The 15,695-nt window shown below is 59.9% G+C and carries 13 protein-coding genes and 2 pseudogenes; 11 read left to right on the top strand and 4 right to left on the bottom strand.

The annotated features are described in order from the left end of the window. Window positions 1-171 precede the first annotated feature (171 nt). The 7 genes from JN403_RS24765 to JN403_RS24735 all read left to right on the top strand — a co-directional run bounded on the left by JN403_RS24765 (window position 172) and on the right by JN403_RS24735 (window position 7,062). The gene (locus JN403_RS24765; RefSeq protein ID WP_122623296.1) at window positions 172-501 is read left to right on the top strand and encodes a hypothetical protein; all 330 of its coding nucleotides are present in this window, start codon (window positions 172-174) and stop codon (window positions 499-501) included. A 337-nt stretch (window positions 502-838) separates the two neighbouring features. Further along, window positions 839-1,423: a fimbrial protein gene (locus tag JN403_RS24760; protein WP_205484693.1), complete on the top strand. Its 585-nt coding sequence runs from the start codon at window positions 839-841 to the stop codon at window positions 1,421-1,423. A gap of 72 nt (window positions 1,424-1,495) precedes the next feature. Beyond that, window positions 1,496-2,239 (top strand): molecular chaperone, encoded by a 744-nt coding sequence (locus JN403_RS24755; protein ID WP_172610794.1) that lies wholly within the window; start codon window positions 1,496-1,498, stop codon window positions 2,237-2,239. A gap of 288 nt (window positions 2,240-2,527) precedes the next feature. Next, complete coding sequence (locus tag JN403_RS24750; protein ID WP_205484692.1) at window positions 2,528-4,954, top strand: fimbria/pilus outer membrane usher protein; 2,427 nt, start codon at window positions 2,528-2,530, stop codon at window positions 4,952-4,954. Beyond that, a complete protein-coding gene (locus tag JN403_RS24745; protein WP_240356762.1) occupies window positions 4,951-5,724 on the top strand; it encodes a molecular chaperone in 774 nt (257 codons plus the stop codon). Before JN403_RS24750 ends, JN403_RS24745 begins: the two co-directional genes overlap by 4 nt. Before the next feature lies 1 nt (window position 5,725). Continuing rightward, a complete protein-coding gene (locus JN403_RS24740) occupies window positions 5,726-6,718 on the top strand; it encodes a fimbrial protein (protein ID WP_205484690.1) in 993 nt (330 codons plus the stop codon). A gap of 110 nt (window positions 6,719-6,828) precedes the next feature. Continuing rightward, window positions 6,829-7,062 (top strand): hypothetical protein, encoded by a 234-nt coding sequence (locus JN403_RS24735; protein ID WP_122623302.1) that lies wholly within the window; start codon window positions 6,829-6,831, stop codon window positions 7,060-7,062. A 49-nt stretch (window positions 7,063-7,111) separates the two neighbouring features. Here JN403_RS24735 and JN403_RS24730 read toward each other — a convergent pair whose 3' ends face one another. From JN403_RS24730 to JN403_RS24715, 4 genes are all read right to left on the bottom strand, one after another. Further along, the gene (locus JN403_RS24730) at window positions 7,112-8,074 is read right to left on the bottom strand and encodes a GlxA family transcriptional regulator (protein WP_205484688.1); all 963 of its coding nucleotides are present in this window, start codon (window positions 8,072-8,074) and stop codon (window positions 7,112-7,114) included. Between the two features lie 104 nt (window positions 8,075-8,178). Beyond that, window positions 8,179-8,505, bottom strand: coding sequence for a hypothetical protein (locus JN403_RS24725; RefSeq protein WP_163023052.1), 327 nt, complete (start codon window positions 8,503-8,505; stop codon window positions 8,179-8,181). Between the two features lie 48 nt (window positions 8,506-8,553). Next, window positions 8,554-9,015 carry a GNAT family N-acetyltransferase gene (locus JN403_RS24720; protein WP_205484686.1) on the bottom strand — a complete coding sequence of 154 codons (462 nt, stop codon included), beginning with the start codon at window positions 9,013-9,015 and terminating at the stop codon, window positions 8,554-8,556. A 41-nt stretch (window positions 9,016-9,056) separates the two neighbouring features. Continuing rightward, window positions 9,057-9,953, bottom strand: a complete 897-nt coding sequence (locus JN403_RS24715) for a chemotaxis protein (protein ID WP_205484685.1) — start codon at window positions 9,951-9,953, stop codon at window positions 9,057-9,059. A gap of 289 nt (window positions 9,954-10,242) precedes the next feature. Between JN403_RS24715 and hmpA the strand changes: the two are divergent. From hmpA to cyoB, 4 genes and pseudogenes are all read left to right on the top strand, one after another. Continuing rightward, window positions 10,243-11,423: pseudogene (gene hmpA, locus JN403_RS24710) on the top strand (NO-inducible flavohemoprotein). Window positions 11,424-11,759: 336 nt separating this feature from the next. Then, entirely contained in the window at window positions 11,760-12,269 is a 510-nt protein-coding gene (locus JN403_RS24705; protein WP_122535001.1) for a disulfide bond formation protein B, read from the top strand. A gap of 468 nt (window positions 12,270-12,737) precedes the next feature. Continuing rightward, window positions 12,738-13,672 (top strand): annotated as a pseudogene (gene cyoA, locus JN403_RS24700) (ubiquinol oxidase subunit II). 3 nt (window positions 13,673-13,675) lie between these two features. After that, window positions 13,676-15,694: a cytochrome o ubiquinol oxidase subunit I gene (gene cyoB, locus JN403_RS24695; RefSeq protein WP_122535003.1), complete on the top strand. Its 2,019-nt coding sequence runs from the start codon at window positions 13,676-13,678 to the stop codon at window positions 15,692-15,694. Window position 15,695 lies beyond the last annotated feature (1 nt).

Here is a 15,695-nt window from a genome sequence, read left to right as displayed (position 1 = left end):
CGTGGGTAAAGAAACAGCGCCGCAGGGCGATACCCAAGTAGAAGCCACGAGTTTCGATGAACGAGTTCTACTGTGACGGGGAAAATTCCTACATAAACTTCGTGAGTTCTAAATGCTTGTTCACAGGCCGGGACTTACTTTGTGAGCCGGGCCTACTCCGGAGTGTTTGCGATGAAAAGCCAAAAGGCTGTTTCGCTGTTTTTCTCGATCACGGTCATCGGTGCATGTGCCATGACAACGCCAGCCGCCTGGGCTGCCCAAGGCGCGCTCATGTTTCACGGCAGCGTGACCAATGCGACGTGCGACGCGCAGGTTTATAGCGCTCCGTCTTCAACCGGCTCTTTTAAAACCTTGCGAGCCGACACTTATCTGACCGTGGGCGATAGCGGTGGTGACGACACGTGCGCTCAGCGAGTTGGGCCCGTACAGGTCACTTTCAACGAGCTGTCCGCAGCCGGGCCGGATATTCACGCGGGCATCGTCACGCTGACTTACCAATAGGCGGTTTCTAGCTCCCCTAAAACATTCGCTCACGAACCCGGCTCAATCGAGCCGGGTTTTTTGTGGGTGAAGGCTTTTAAGCCGGCCTTCGGCGGCCAGGCCTTTCGGGGCACGGTGCAAACGTTCGTACCAGGTTTTCTGAAGGCTCAATCACGCAAGCCCCGGCCTACGGGAGGTGTGACACAAAAGCGTAACCTCCTACCGAAAAGTCCGACGCGCGCCACTGTGCTTTCTGTCCATAGGAAGTAGAGCGCCTGACAGCCGCCCTTGGAAGCGCTGCTTATAGTTCGTCTCGTCCTTTTGGGCACACACGAATCGACACAAGGAACGTCGTTATATGAAAAAGCTTTCTCTTACCCTGGCTATCGTGGCCGCGTTCGGCCTCGGCATTTCCGGTACCGCGAATGCTGCCAACAACGGCAAACTTGTTTTCACCGGCACCCTGACCAACATCACGTGTGACATCGGCGCCGGGACTGGCGCAACCCCCGGCAACAACCCGGGCGAGATCAACGTAGACCTCGGCAACGTCTCTTTCTCCGACATCGGGCTCTTTGCCGATAACAAACTTGAAACCGCTTCGCCTATCCAGCTGTTGGTCAACTGCACCGGCGGCGCCGCTCAATACAACACTGTCAACATGCGCTTCGTCGCCCGTCAGGGCAGCGGTCTGGATAACCTCGATCAGAAACTGCTGCGGGCTACCGGTGCGGCAGACGGTGTGGGCATCGGCCTGCTCAATGCATCCAACCAGTTGATGGACCTCAGCGGCAACGAAACCATCGACACGCCGCTGATCAAGGACGGCGCCGATGGCGCTACCGCCGAGATCAACTTCGGCGCGGTTTATGTCCTCAACGGTGCGACAACCAACCCGGGTAACGCCGACGGCTTCCTGCCGTTCGTGATGGATTACCAGTGATGTAGCAGGCGAGCGGGCACTGCTCGCTCGCCTTCCTCACGCGCTCACTTCCAAACCCGAGACGGTCTCATCATGCTTCCTGATTTCATTCGTTGCTCCGCCATCTGGCTGGGGTTGCTTCTGGCTGCCCCGGCGCAGGCAGGTATCGTGCTCAACACCACGCGTGTCATCTACCAGGCCACGGACAAGGAGGTCAGTTTCGTTGTGAACAACAGCGGTACGGCTGACATTCTTGCCCAGTCCTGGCTGGAAGCGCAGAGCGACACCGAGAACCTGCCCTTCGTCGTCACCCCGCCGCTGGCGCGAATGGCGGGCAGTACGCGGCAAATGATTCGGGTGATCTACGCCGGCGAAGGTTTGCCTCAGGACCGCGAGTCGGTGTTCTGGCTCAACGTCCAGGAGATCCCGCAATCGGCGAAAGACAACCAGCTGCAGATCGCGATTCGCCAGCGTATCAAGCTCTTTTACCGTCCCGCCGCATTGAGTGGCGACCCGCTCGACGCTGCAAAAAACCTGCGATGGCGGGTGCATGACGGCCAGCTGGAAGTCAGCAATCCGACGCCCTATCACGTGTCGATGATCCAGATCGACGCCCGACAGCAGGGCAAGACGCTGTTCACCGCCGACAGCCGGATGCTGGCGCCCCTGCAGACCGTGCAGTTGCCGCTCAAGCAGACGGCCAGCGGTCAGGCGGTGGACCTTCGGTTCATCAGCATCAACGATTTCGGCGCGCAGGAGCCGTACACCGCAAAAGTGTCCGGTGGACAGCCGACCCAAGCCATCAAGGCCGCCAATGTCGTGACCCACGCCGAGTAGCCACTCGGTTGCGGGTGGAATTTTGCCCAGGTCTTCCTTCGGTCGCAGTCATGCGGCTCCAGCGCCTTGCGCCTGCCAAACATGATTTTGCCAGCGCGTCGGAATCGAGAACACGAGTGAAACCAGCCAATGGAACCCCGAGATCACACCAAGGGACATGCACGGACCGCAGCATGCTTTTCCCCCGTCGACCGCAGACATCAGGCACGCCGGCCGTTCCTGCTGAACCCGTTGGCGAGGATCATCCTTGCATCGGCAGGGCTGGCGCTGGCCTCGTCTGCGACGGCAATGACTGATCAAAACAGCGCCGCGACCGATCTGAAATTCAATACTTCGTTCATTCAGGGCACCGATCAGCCTGCCGATCTCGCGACGTTTCTGCATGGCAACAGCGTGGTGCCCGGAAGCTATCGGGTGGACGTCTACGTCAACCGTGTCCTGAGCGGCCGGCGCGACATCAACTTTGTCCCCAATGCTGAAAAAGGCTCCGTCGAACCCTGTCTCACCCTGGACATGCTCCGCCAGTTCGGCATGAACGCAGAGGCTGTGCAAGCCGGCGACACCTTGCCGACGGCGTGCTTCGATCTCCCGGCGCGTGTCGAATTTGCCCGCGTCGATTACCAGCCGGCGAGCTTGCGCCTGAACATCAGCATTCCTCAGGCGATGATGTCGCGCAGCGCTCGCGGCTACGTGCCGCCGGAATTATGGGACGAAGGCGAGACCGTCGGTTTCGTCAATTACAACTTCAGCGGCGCGCGCCGTACCCGCAGCGGCCAAGGTCGATCTCAAGCGCAGGATCAGTATTACCTGAGCCTGCGCAACGGCATGAATCTGGGTGCTTGGCGACTGCGCAACGAGTCTTCGCTGACCTATGGCAATGACCAGCCCTACCGCTTTCGCAGCAATCGGACGTTCATGCAGCGGGACATCACCTCGCTGAAAAGCCAGCTGACCCTGGGCGAGACCTTTACCGATTCGCAAGTCTTCGACAGCGTTCGATTCCTCGGCGCCATGGTGATGTCCGATGAAGGCATGTTGCCTGACAGCGAGCGCCTGTTCGCGCCCGTCATTCGTGGCATCGCCGACACCAACGCATTGGTGGAAGTGCGGCAGAACGGTTTCATGCTGTACAGCGGCAACGTCTCGCCGGGTCCGTTCGAAATCACCGACATCTACCCCAGCGGGTCGAACGGTGATCTGGAAGTGACGGTCGTCGAAGCCGACGGCAGCAAGCGTGTCTTCGTCCAGGCCTACGCATCGCTGCCGATCATGGTGCCGAAAGGCGCGTTGCGCTACAGCCTCGCCGCGGGGCAATACGACAGCAACACTGAAGACGGCCTTTCACCCTCATTTGCCAGTGGCACGCTGGTGTATGGCCTGACCGAGCAGATGACCGCAGCGGGCGGCGTGCAAATCGCCGAGGATTATCAGGCGGGCAACATCGGCGCGGGGGTCAATACCGGGCTGGGCGCGGTGTCGCTGGACGTGACCCAGTCCCTCAGCCGACAGCGCGAGCAACGCTACAGCGGACAGAGCCTGCGCCTGCGCTACGCCAATACGCTGGACCTGACCAACACCACCCTCGCCGTGGCCGGTTATCGCTATTCAACCGATCAATACCTGACGTTCGACGATCACGTCGATGCGTTGCAAGCAGATGACGGATCAGCCCGCGCGCGCGCCAAAGATCGCATCGAAATCAGCCTGACCCAGGCGCTGCCGGAGCAGTCTGCGTCGCTGAGCTTTACCGGGTCGGAGCAGCGCTACTGGGACCGTGGCAGCAAGACGCGACAGCTTTATCTGTCGTGGAACTCGGCGTGGCGTAGCCTTAGCTACAACGTGTCGGTGGAGCGCAATCAGACCTTCGAGCGCAGCGGAGAAAGCCAGTCCGACAACCGCATTGCGCTGACAGTGAGCCTGCCGCTGGGAAGCGATTCCGGTTCGTCGCGGCTGTTTGCCAATGCCGTTCGTGACAGCGCCGGCGCGTCCAGCCTGCAGTCCGGCTTGAACGGTCAGCTGTTCGACGACCGCAACAGCTTCTACTCGCTGCAGGCCGGCCACGACAGTGCGTCGGGCTCATCGGGCTTCGGCAAACTCAGCACCACAACGGCCTACGGGCGTTTCGATGCGGGGTACGGGCAGGGCAGGGATTATCAGGCGCTGAGCATGGGCGCTTCAGGTTCGGTGGTTGTTCACGCGGGCGGGGTGAATTTCGGTCAGCCCCTGGGCGAGACCTTCGCCCTGGTGCAGGTAAAAGACGTCAGCGGTGCGCGGCTGAGCAATTTCAGCAACGTCGAAACCGCCGATAACGGCTACGCCATCCTGCCTTACGCCCAGCCGTATCGGACCAACTGGGTCAACCTCGACACGCGTCAGCTAGGTGCCGACGTCGAGTTGGAGAATGCCGTGGATCAAGTCGTGCCTCGCCGTGGCGCGGCGCCCTTGGTCAGCTTTCGCACGGCAATTGGCCGGCGTGTGCAATTCGACCTGGAGCGGGCCGATGGCAGCCGCGTGCCAATGGGCGCAGCGGTGGAGGACGAGCAGGGCAAGCCGCTGGCGACCGTCGATCCGAGCGGGCGAGCACTGGTACTGAGCGAACGGGACAGCGGCGAGCTCATCGTCAAATGGACCGGTCAACAGTGCCGCGCAACCTTCGTGCTGCCGCCGAAAGAAGCCCGCCGCAGCTACGATCGCTTGATGGTGCAGTGCCGATGAAACGCGCTTGCCTGTCAGGTATTTTGCTGGCCTCGATCAGCGGCATGGCCCAAGGCGCGGTGTCGCTGTCAGGCACCCGGTTGATCTTCGACGGTCGCTACAACGAGGCGACGATCGAGGTCAGTAACCGCGGTGATTCCGAGGCTCTCATTCAAGCCTGGCTCGATACGCCGCGCGGGGACGATCAACCAGGCAATGGGCCCTCAGCCGATCTGCCGTTCGCGTTGACCCCGCATCTGGTGCGCATCCCGGCAAAAAACAAACAAACCTTGCGCCTGTTGTATGAAGGCATCGGCATGCCCCAGGACCGGGAATCGATGCTGCATCTGTACGTGCTGGAAATCCCACGGCGCAGCCCGGCGGTTCAGCAACTGAGCATTGCCATACGCCAGCGCATTAACGTGTTCTACCGCCCGGCGGGGCTGGCCGGCGATCCGGCGGATGCCCCGCAAACGCTGATCTGGCAACGCATTCCGTCGGCCAACGCTGCGTTGTCCCTGCGCAACCCGACGCCGTATCACGTTTCGCTGCAGGACCTGCGCATCAATGGAATCAAGGTCGCGGACCACCAGTTGCTGCCGCCTTTTTCGGACGCATCACTGACGCCGCCTGTCCTCGGTAAGAAGGGCACACTGCCCGAAACCCTGAGCTTCAAGGCCATGACCGATTACGGCGGGCAGCGTGAGTACTGCGCACCATTTCGGGAAGGGCAGCCGTTCACTGTGCCGCTGGGCAAGCCGGATTCACACTCACTCACAGGGAAATGCTGACATGAAAACATCCATCATCCGAAAGTGGCTGATGCTGCCGATCACGCTGCTGATGACGCTATTGATGCCTGCCCTCGCACTGGCGCTGACCTGCAAGACCCAGGGCGCTGGCGAGTCAGTGGTTCGCGCGGACCTGAGCAGCACCGTTGCCATTCCTGCGAACCTGCCCGATGGCAGCGTGGTCTGGCGCTCGGAGCGATTGAACCTTGCCGTCGAGTGCGCGCGGGACGAAGCGGGCGGCGCTGAAGACGTATTCATGTATCTGAACCCTGAAAACTTGCAGATCGGGGAAGGGATTCGCGCCGGGCTCACGTTCAGTGGCGTTGATTTCGTGCAAACCAGCGGGCGGATTCCTACGCAACAGCAGGCGCCTACCTGCACCGATGCAAGCTCGCGCTGCCCGAGCGTCAGGTTCAACCTGCCGTTTTCGGTGTTTATAGAGAAGTACGGTCCGACCCCGCCCTCCGGTGTCGCCAGTGACCTGTACGACTATCGGATGTTTCAACTGGATGGCCGTGACGGGCCGAGTTCCGGGGCTGACGGCACGTTGAGCTACGTCATCAACAACCTGGTGGGCTTGCGCTTTGTGGCGTGCGACGCCGAATTGCGCGTCATGCCCGAGACGGTGGACTTCGGCGACGTTGCCATTCGCAATGTGCGAGTGGGAGAGATGGCGACATTTCAGCGCTTTGCCCTGGCCACCAGCCGGACCTGCGAATCGCCGTTCAGCCTCAATGCGCGGATTACCCCGGTGTCCGGGATACTCAAGGGCGATGTGCTGGTGCCGGTCGACAACGACAGCATCGGCATTCGGATCACTCAGGCCCGCGACCGCTCGCCCGTGCCGTTCCACGAACCCTTTCACCTGACCGATCTTCTGGAGGGCAACTACTCGGACACGGCCGACTTCAACGCCGAACTGCTGTGGCAAACCAGCACGCCGACCGCAGGGCCTTTTTCAGCGGAAGTGATGGTGGATCTGTTCTACAAATAGGCGGGCGCAGCCGGTCTGTTGGCAGCAGCGATCCGGCGGCGATTCAGGTATGCTGCGCGGCCCTCGGGCGCCGCCCGTATTCCTCGACCGTCTGTCATCCCGGAGCTTTCATGACCACCCCCGAACACACGCCCGCTCCTGAACTGGACCCGTCGGTCGACACCAACGCTGTCCCGGCGGATACGAAACCTGCGATTCCCGCGTTCAGCTTCCCGTTCAAACCGGGCGAGTTGTTGCAGTCGAAGAAGGATCAGCAGCACTACAAGGGTTCAGGCAAATCGAACCACGACAAGCGTCCGGGCGTTGCGCCATCAGGCACACGTCGGTCAATGGGCAAGCGCTGATTACGCCTTCGCTGACGCGCGCTGCAGGATCATTCTCCGCCCGCCATGCTCATGCGTCCTTGCGAAAACTGTCCCGGTATTGAGTCGGCGTCACTCCCAGACGCTGGCTGAAGATCAGCCGCATCCGCGCGGCGCTGCCAAACCCGCAGTGATACGCCACCGCCTTGATCACCATTTCGCTGCCTTCCAGCAAGTGCCGGGCAGCGTCGATGCGCGCGCGCTGCACGAACTCTGCAGGGGTGACCTTGGCGTCGCGGGCAAACACCCGGGCGAACGTGCGCGGACTCATCGCCACCACGTCGGCCAGCCGCTCCACTGAAAACGGTTCGCCGATGTGCTCCATCACATAGCGCTGCACCTTGGCCACGGGCGAATCGTCGTCTGCCGACGCCGTGAGGTACGGGCTGAATTGCGACTGCCCGCCCTGACGCTGGGCGACCACCAGCAGACGCTTGGCCACCGCGAGGGAAATCGCCGGGCCGTGATCCTCCGCCACCAATGCCAGCGCCATGTCGATCCCCGCTGTGACCCCGGCTGATGTCATCAGCGCGCCGTCGCGAACGTAAATGCGATCAGGCTCGACCCTCGCGTGGGGGAACCGGTCGGCGAGTTGTCGAGCGTGGCTCCAGTGGGTAGCGGCCTGCCGGCCATCCAGCAAACCGGCGTGCCCGAGGATGAACGCCCCGGTGCAGATCGAGCCGTAGCGTCTCGCCTGGGGCACCGCTTGCAGAAGCCATTGGGTAAGGGCGGGCATTTCCCCGGCGTCCGGCAGCGAAGGCCCGCCGGGAATCAGGAGGGTGTCGAACGGCTTAGGCGCGTCCGCCAGGGAATACTGCGCGCCTAGTGGCATGCCGTTGGACGCAATGATCGGGTAGGGCGCCGAGCCGATGGTGACGATCTCGTAGCCATCACCCTCGGGCAGGAATCGGTTGGCTTCGGCGAAGACATCGAGTGGCCCGGCCACGTCCAGAGACTGAACGTTGGGAAACAGCACGATCGCGACGCGCTTCATGCCGGCACATCCAGACCGAAACGGGAGGCTTGAAGGCGAGGGTTGCTGTGGGAATTATCCCGCCAGCCAGGCACACGCCGCGAACAGTCCGAGCGCAAGTCGCCTTACTTCTTCGGCAACGTGGTGACGTTGTCCCACTCAGTAATCAGCGCTTTCTTGTTCTTGCGGTCGTAGAGGCAGAGCTCGGTTCCCGTCTTGTTCTTCATGAACGCCTGTTTGTACTGACCTTTGATCAACAGCGCGTTGAAGCCGACGCTGTCGTCGAAGGCAGCGTCGGCGCCGGCAGGTTTGGCGTTCTTCAGGGAGCTGGCGCTGACACAACTGTCGACCAACGTTTTGTTGAAGGCGGTCCAGGCGTCCGGGCTGGAAGCATTGGCCTGACCAGCAGCGGCGGCGGTTAGTACGAGCAGCAGCGCGGTGTGCATCTTCACGGGTAGGCATCTCCATGGCGTGAGGGGTGAACGCGGCCCGGCGCAGAATCAGCGCGGTTCGAGTTCGTGGCGCTGAATATATTGCATACCGGCGCGCTCATACAGCCGGCGTGCGCCGAGATTGCTTTCCATCACCTTGAGGTCGACGTGGCCCTCACGGCGCTGGCGAAAGGCTTTAAACACCTGATCGAGCAGCGTGAGACCCAAGCCCTGATTGCGCGCGCGAGGGTGAACCACCAGGTTGCGGATGAACGCGCTGGTCCAGCATTGCGCAACCGCGGCAACACCCTGGGCGTCCTCCAGCACGAAACACAGCGCCCGATCACACTCAGGATCAGTCTCGAAGGCGTCAAGCCATGCCGGGTAATCCGCGACGCGACCGCCACCGTGCTCGCGGCCCAGCGCCAGCAATTGGTGCACCAAAGGCGCGTTTTGCGCGGTGAATTCAACGAGGCGCACGGCGGCCGGCCACCCCGGATCATCAAGGGTCGGGCCGAGGTCGCGGCGCATCAGCCAGTAATGCGCGGTGGAGGCATCGCCTGCGGTCGGTCTCAGATGCCCTGAGCTTCGACCGTGCGGGCGGCTTCGATCAAGCATCGTGTCAGCTCGGGCGAGGAAAATTTTGTCAGAACTGCGTTGGCGCCGGCGGCGTTGGCTTTTTCGGCGTTCATCGCGCTGTCCAGTGAAGTGTGCAGCAGCACGTACAGCTCCTGGAAGTCCGGCGTTTCCCGAAGTGTGCGAGTGAGCGCGTAGCCGTCCATTTCCGACATCTCGATGTCGGACACCACCACGTTGATCTGCTGTGCAGTGCCTTGCAGTTCAAGCAGTTGATCAATGGCTTCCCGCGCGCTGCGGGCCGTGTGGCATTCGACGCCCAGATTGCGCAGAGTGATCACCGATTGCTGCAGCGCCACCTGACTGTCATCGACCACCAGAATACGCGCCTTGGCGAGCACTTCGGCGTCTTCAGGGCGCAGCTCGGCGCGCTCTGCAACAATGCGCGGCGGGGCGATACCGTGAATCACCTTCTCGATGTCCAGCACCTGAACCAGCGTCCCGTCCACCTGCGTCACGCCGGTGATGAATGACTTGTTACCGGAGCCAAACGGAGGCGGACGAATGTCGGTGGTCAGGCAGTGAACGATCTTGCTGACGGCCTGCACGTGCAGCCCCTGCTTGGAGCGGCTGACATCGGTGACGATCAGGCAGCCGCCATCCGGGTCCACCAACGGGCGCTCGCCAATGGCACGACTCAGGTCGATCACTGACAGCGGATTGCCGCGCAAGGTGGCGACGCCTTTGACGTGTGGATGGGATTCCGGCAGACGCGTGAGGGGAGGGCAGGGAATGATTTCACTGACCTTGAGCAGGTTGATCGCCATCAGCTTTCCGCTGCGTAACGTGAACAGCAGAAGCGAGAGTGAATCCGCACGGACGTTCTTGGACATATAAACCTTCTGTGATGCGTTGCCTGGCCGCATGGAATCGGCCAACAGCTTTCGATGACGGTTTATCGACCCGCTGAGGGCAGGCTTTAACCCTTTCGGTTTTTCCCGGCCATGTGGTCCGTCCGAATCGCAGTCATTTTGACTGCGATCAAGTCACTTTGACCTACCGTTTTCTCGAGTCATATTGACTGTGCGGTGGCCAAGCCCTTGATTTCGGGCCTTGGAGTCGCTGGCACGATTCCTGAACTACCGAGGTAACCCATCCTCATCACCTCTCGGGAGTTCTTTTATGTTGTCCGCATCGGATCGTGCCATCGTCAAGTCAACAGTGCCACTGCTGGAAAGCGGCGGAGAAGCGCTGATTACCCATTTCTACAAAATGCTGCTCGATCGATATCCACACGTACGTCCTCTGTTCAATCAGGCACATCAGGCCAGCGGCGATCAGCCTCGCGCACTGGCGAACGGGGTGTTGATGTACGCGCGGCATATCGATCAGCTTGATCAACTGGGCGATCTGGTCGCCAAAATCATCAACAAGCACGTAGCCCTTCAGATTCTGCCCGAGCACTACCCTCTTGTCGGGGAATGCCTGCTCGAATCCATCCGCCAAGTGCTGGGGGCCGAAATTGCCACTGACGAGGTGATTACGGCGTGGGGCAACGCCTACGGGCAACTGGCCGACATTTTGATCGGCGCAGAAAAAACCATCTACGACGAAAAGGCACAGGCAGTGGGCGGCTGGCGTGGCGCGCGGGAATTCAAGGTCGTCGCCAAGACTCGGGAGAGCTCGGAAATCACCTCGTTCTACTTCGCCCCTGCAGACGGCAAGCCGATTTTGCAGTTCACTGCCGGCCAGTACATCGGTCTGCAGTTGCAGGTGGAGGGCGAAGAAATCCGCCGCAACTACTCGTTGTCGGCGCTGGCCGGCAATAACCAGTACCGCATCAGCGTCAAGCGCGAACCGGACGGTGTCGCTTCCAATTACCTGCACGATCAGCTGCAGATCGGCGACAGCATCAATCTGTATCCGCCATCGGGGAGTTCACGCTGACCGACAGCGACAAGCCGCTGGTGCTCATCAGCGGGGGTGTCGGCATCACGCCAACCCTGACGATGCTTGAGGCAGCGTTGCCGACCCAGCGGCCGATTTACTTCATCCACTGCGCACGCAACGGCTCGGTCCATGCATTTCGCGACTGGATCGAGAGCCTGGCGAGCAAGCATCCTCAGCTCAAGCGTTTCTATTGCTATGCCGAAGATGACGGCGTCAGCCCGGCGGCTCATGGGACGGGTCTGCTCGATCAGACACGCCTGGAACAGTGGCTGCCGGAGAATCGCGACGTCGATGCGTACTTCTTGGGGCCGAAGGGCTTCATGGCGGCGATCAAGCGTCAACTGAAAGCGGCCGGGGTGCCCGAGGCACAGGCGCGTTATGAATTCTTCGGTCCTGCGTCAGCGCTGGAATAATCGCTGCGACAATTAGACGCATCCTACATATATATAGAAGGGCTCAATGCCGTGATCCGTGTCTGCGACAAAAAGCCGCACTCTTCTATATATAGGCAGGAAACAGGAGCGCTCACACTAGCGTTTGAATTGGAATGTTAACGCTCGGCTAACGCAGCCGTGTTCACCATTGCGCGGGATACGACGGTGGACCGGAAGGCGGTTACGTCCGGTCGCGAATGGCACTGCGTGAACGGGCTGTCTCGACGGTGATAGAATCGCCGCCTTTGCGGGGCGTCCGGGCCGCAACACTCCACATCCGTCGATCCGGATGACTCCAATTCAAAGGACATGTGAATGACTGAAGAGATGTTGTACCTGCGGCGTGAAAAGCAGTTTCTGGTGTTGCTGGGCATCATCTGCCTGGCGTTGATCGGCGGCGCCTTGTACATGCAGGTGGTACTGGGCGAGGCGCCTTGCCCGCTGTGCATCCTGCAGCGGTATGCGCTGTTGTTCATCGCGGTATTCGCGTTCATTGGCGCAGCAATGCCGGGCCGTCTGAGCCTGACCATCTGCGAAGCGCTGGTGGTGTTGAGCGCAGTGGGCGGGCTGGTTACGGCCGGGCGCCATGTGTACATCCAGACCCACCCGACCGAGAGCTGCGGCATCGATGTGCTGCAGCCGATTGTCGACGGTTTGCCCCTGGCGTCGCTATTTCCGCTAGGCTTCCAGGTAGGCGGTTTCTGCGAGACGCCATATCCGCCAGTTCTCGGATTGTCGCTGGCGCAATGGGCGTTAGTGGCGTTCGTACTGACTGTTGTGCTGGTCCCGGTGGGAATCATTCGTAACCGGATGAAAGCACGCTGATTACAAAGTGTTGCGTAACAAAGTCCCGGAAATCCTTCAATAGAACCGGGGCTTTGCCCAGTTTCAGGGTGCGACATAACACCGCATTTTTACGGATCGTGAAATTAACTGTTGCGCAGAAACTTATAGTCAATAAAACTTTACGTATCTACAATCGCCCCCAATTCACGCCCCCCTCATTTGCGGGACGGTGTAAATCGAGGTTATGGAGCGTCTTTTCGCTCTAGTAGACGCGGTTCGAATGGCCTCCCGAGTCACGTTCTGAATGTCTGCGCCAAGGGATAGGGTCCGCATTAGCGGGTGCCACCATTCGAATAAGAAACCAAAGCTCAACCCGGATTTGTTGTGAGGCCCCATGCTTCCTGACAGGCCCCTTTTCAATCCAAGCATTTGCCAGCACCTGGCAGGGTGAAGTGTTGGCGGTCGAAACCCAACTGCGATGCGAAAGCTGCTTTTAGAGGTCGTGAGATGAGTAAAAAAAGGTACCCCAGGTTTTTGGCTTCTTGGCCCTTTTCAGCATGCTCCTGCTCAGCGGGTGCGATTACACCCTGCTGGATCCCAAAGGCCATGTGGGCGTTCAAGAGCGTGACCTGATCATCACTGCTACCTTGCTGATGCTGCTGGTGGTGGTGCCGGTCATTTTCATGACCATCATCTTCGCCTGGAAGTATCGCGCTACCAACAAGAGCGCGACGTACACGCCTGACTGGGCGCATTCGACCCGGATTGAGCTGGTGGTCTGGCTGGTTCCATTGGCCATCATCATTGTGCTCGGCTATGTGACCTACAAGTCGACCCACGCGCTGGATCCTTACCGTCCGCTCGAGTCCGACGTCAAGCCGGTGACCATTGAAGTGGTCGCACTGGACTGGAAGTGGCTGTTCATCTATCCGGAACAAGGCATCGCCACCGTCAACAAGATCGTGTTCCCGGCCAATACGCCGATCAATTTCCGCATCACTTCCGATTCGGTCATGAACTCGTTCTTTATCCCTGCGCTGGGCGGCCAGATCTACGCGATGGCCGGCATGCAGACCAAGCTGCACCTGATCGCCAATGAAAACGGCGAGTTCGATGGCATCTCCGCCAACTACAGTGGCGCAGGTTTCACCGGCATGAAATTCAAGGCGACTGCCACCTCACAGGCTGATTTCGACGCCTGGGTTGCCGACGTCAAGAATTCACCTAAAACACTGGCAACGGCCGAATACGCCGCGCTGGCCAAGCCTAGCGAACGTAACCCCGTTGAACTCTACTCCTCGGTCACTCCGAACCTGTTCCAGATCATCATCGACAAGTATGAAGGTATGAAGCCGGGCAAGATTGTCCACGAGAAGAAAGAAGTAGCAGGTACGGAAGGGATGGACATGGGTAAGCATTCAGCTGCGCAGGCAGAGGAGTAAACGATGTTTGGTAAATTAAGTCTGGACGCGATTCCGTTCCACGAGCCGATAGTCATGATCACGGTCGCCATGATCGCGATCGGTGGTGCGGCGTTGCTGGGTCTGATCACGTACTTCAAGAAGTGGACTTACCTCTACACCGAGTGGCTGACGTCTGTCGACCACAAGAAAATCGGTGTCATGTACATCATCATTGCAATGGTCATGCTGCTGCGCGGCTTTGCCGACGCCGTGCTGATGCGTTCGCAATTGGCCATGGCCACTGAAGGCTCACCCGGCTACCTGCCGCCTGAGCACTATGACCAGATCTTCACCGCTCACGGTGTGATCATGATCATCTTCATGGCGATGCCGTTCTTCACCGGCCTGATGAACATCGTCGTGCCTCTGCAGATTGGCGCTCGCGACGTTGCCTTCCCGTTCCTGAACTCCTTGAGCCTCTATCTGCTGATCTCCGGCGTGATTCTGGTCAACGTGTCTCTGGGCGTCGGCGAATTCGCACGTACCGGTTGGGTTGCCTATCCACCGCTGTCGGAACTGGGCTATAGCCCGGGCGTGGGTGTGGATTACTACATCTGGGCACTGCAGCTGTCAGGACTGGGGACAACGTTAACCGGGGTCAACTTCCTGGTCACCGTGCTGAAGATGCGTACCCCTGGCATGAAACTGATGGACATGCCGATCTTCACCTGGACCTGCACCTGGGCCAACGTCCTGATCGTGGCTTCGTTCCCGATCCTGACCGGCACCCTGGCGTTCCTGACCCTCGACCGTTATCTGGACTTCCACATTTTCACGAACGAGTTGGGTGGTAACCCGATGATGTACGTGAACCTGTTCTGGGCGTGGGGTCACCCCGAGGTATACATCCTGATTCTGCCGGCGTTCGGGGTCTTCTCCGAAGTCATCTCGACCTTCACCGGCAAGCGTCTGTTCGGCCACCACTCGATGATCTACGCCTCCGGTGCGATCTCGATCCTCGGCTTCATGGTTTGGCTGCACCACTTCTTCACCATGGGTTCGGGTGCAAGCGTCAACGCTTTCTTCGGTCTGGCGACGATGCTGATTTCCATCCCGACGGGTGTGAAGCTGTTTAACTGGCTGTTCACGATCTACCAGGGGCGTCTGCGTTTCACCGCGCCAGTCTTGTGGACCCTGGGCTTCATGGTCACCTTCTCCATCGGTGGTATGACTGGCGTACTGCTGGCTATCCCGGGTGCTGACTTCGTTCTGCACAACAGCCTGTTCGTGATCGCGCACTTCCATAACGTGATCATCGGTGGTGCTGTGTTCGGTTACATCGCCGGCTTCGCGTTCTGGTTCCCTAAAGCGTTCGGCTTCAAGCTGAACGAGAAGTGGGGCAAGGCAGCGTTCTGGTTCTGGATCTCGGGTTTCTACGTCGCCTTCATGCCGCTGTACGCATTGGGCTTCATGGGCATGACCCGTCGTCTGAACACCACTGACAACCCGGACTGGACGCCATACCTGCACGTCGCCTTCGTCGGTGCGTTGCTGATTGCTGTCGGTATCGCCTGCCAGCTGATCCAGATCTTCGTGAGTATCCGTGACCGCGAGCAGAACCGCGATCTGACCGGTGACCCATGGAATGGCCACACCCTGGAATGGTCCACTTCGTCGCCGCCGCCTTTCTACAACTTTGCAGAAATGCCGAAAGCCAACGAAATCGACCCGTGGTATGCCGCCAAGCGTGATGGCGAGGCGTACAAGGTTCCGGCCAAGTACTCCGACATCCACATGCCGAACAACACGGCAACGGGCATGGTGATGGGCGGCCTGCTGACCGTGTTCGGTTTCGCGATGATCTGGCACATCTTCTGGCTGGCGGCTGTCAGCCTGATCGGCACGATCGTTTACTTCGTGATTCACGCAGCACGTGACGATCAGGGCTACATGGTTCCTGCATCCGAAGTGGCACGTATCGAAGGCGAGCAACACGCGATCCTGGCTCGTGTTCGCAATGGTCAGACAAACTCTCCTGTCAACAAGCTGGAGCAGGCATAAA

This window comes from Pseudomonas sp. 15A4 (assembly GCF_016925575.1).
Classification (GTDB): Bacteria; Pseudomonadota; Gammaproteobacteria; order Pseudomonadales; family Pseudomonadaceae; genus Aquipseudomonas.
This window is presented reverse-complemented; position numbering and strand designations above follow the sequence as displayed.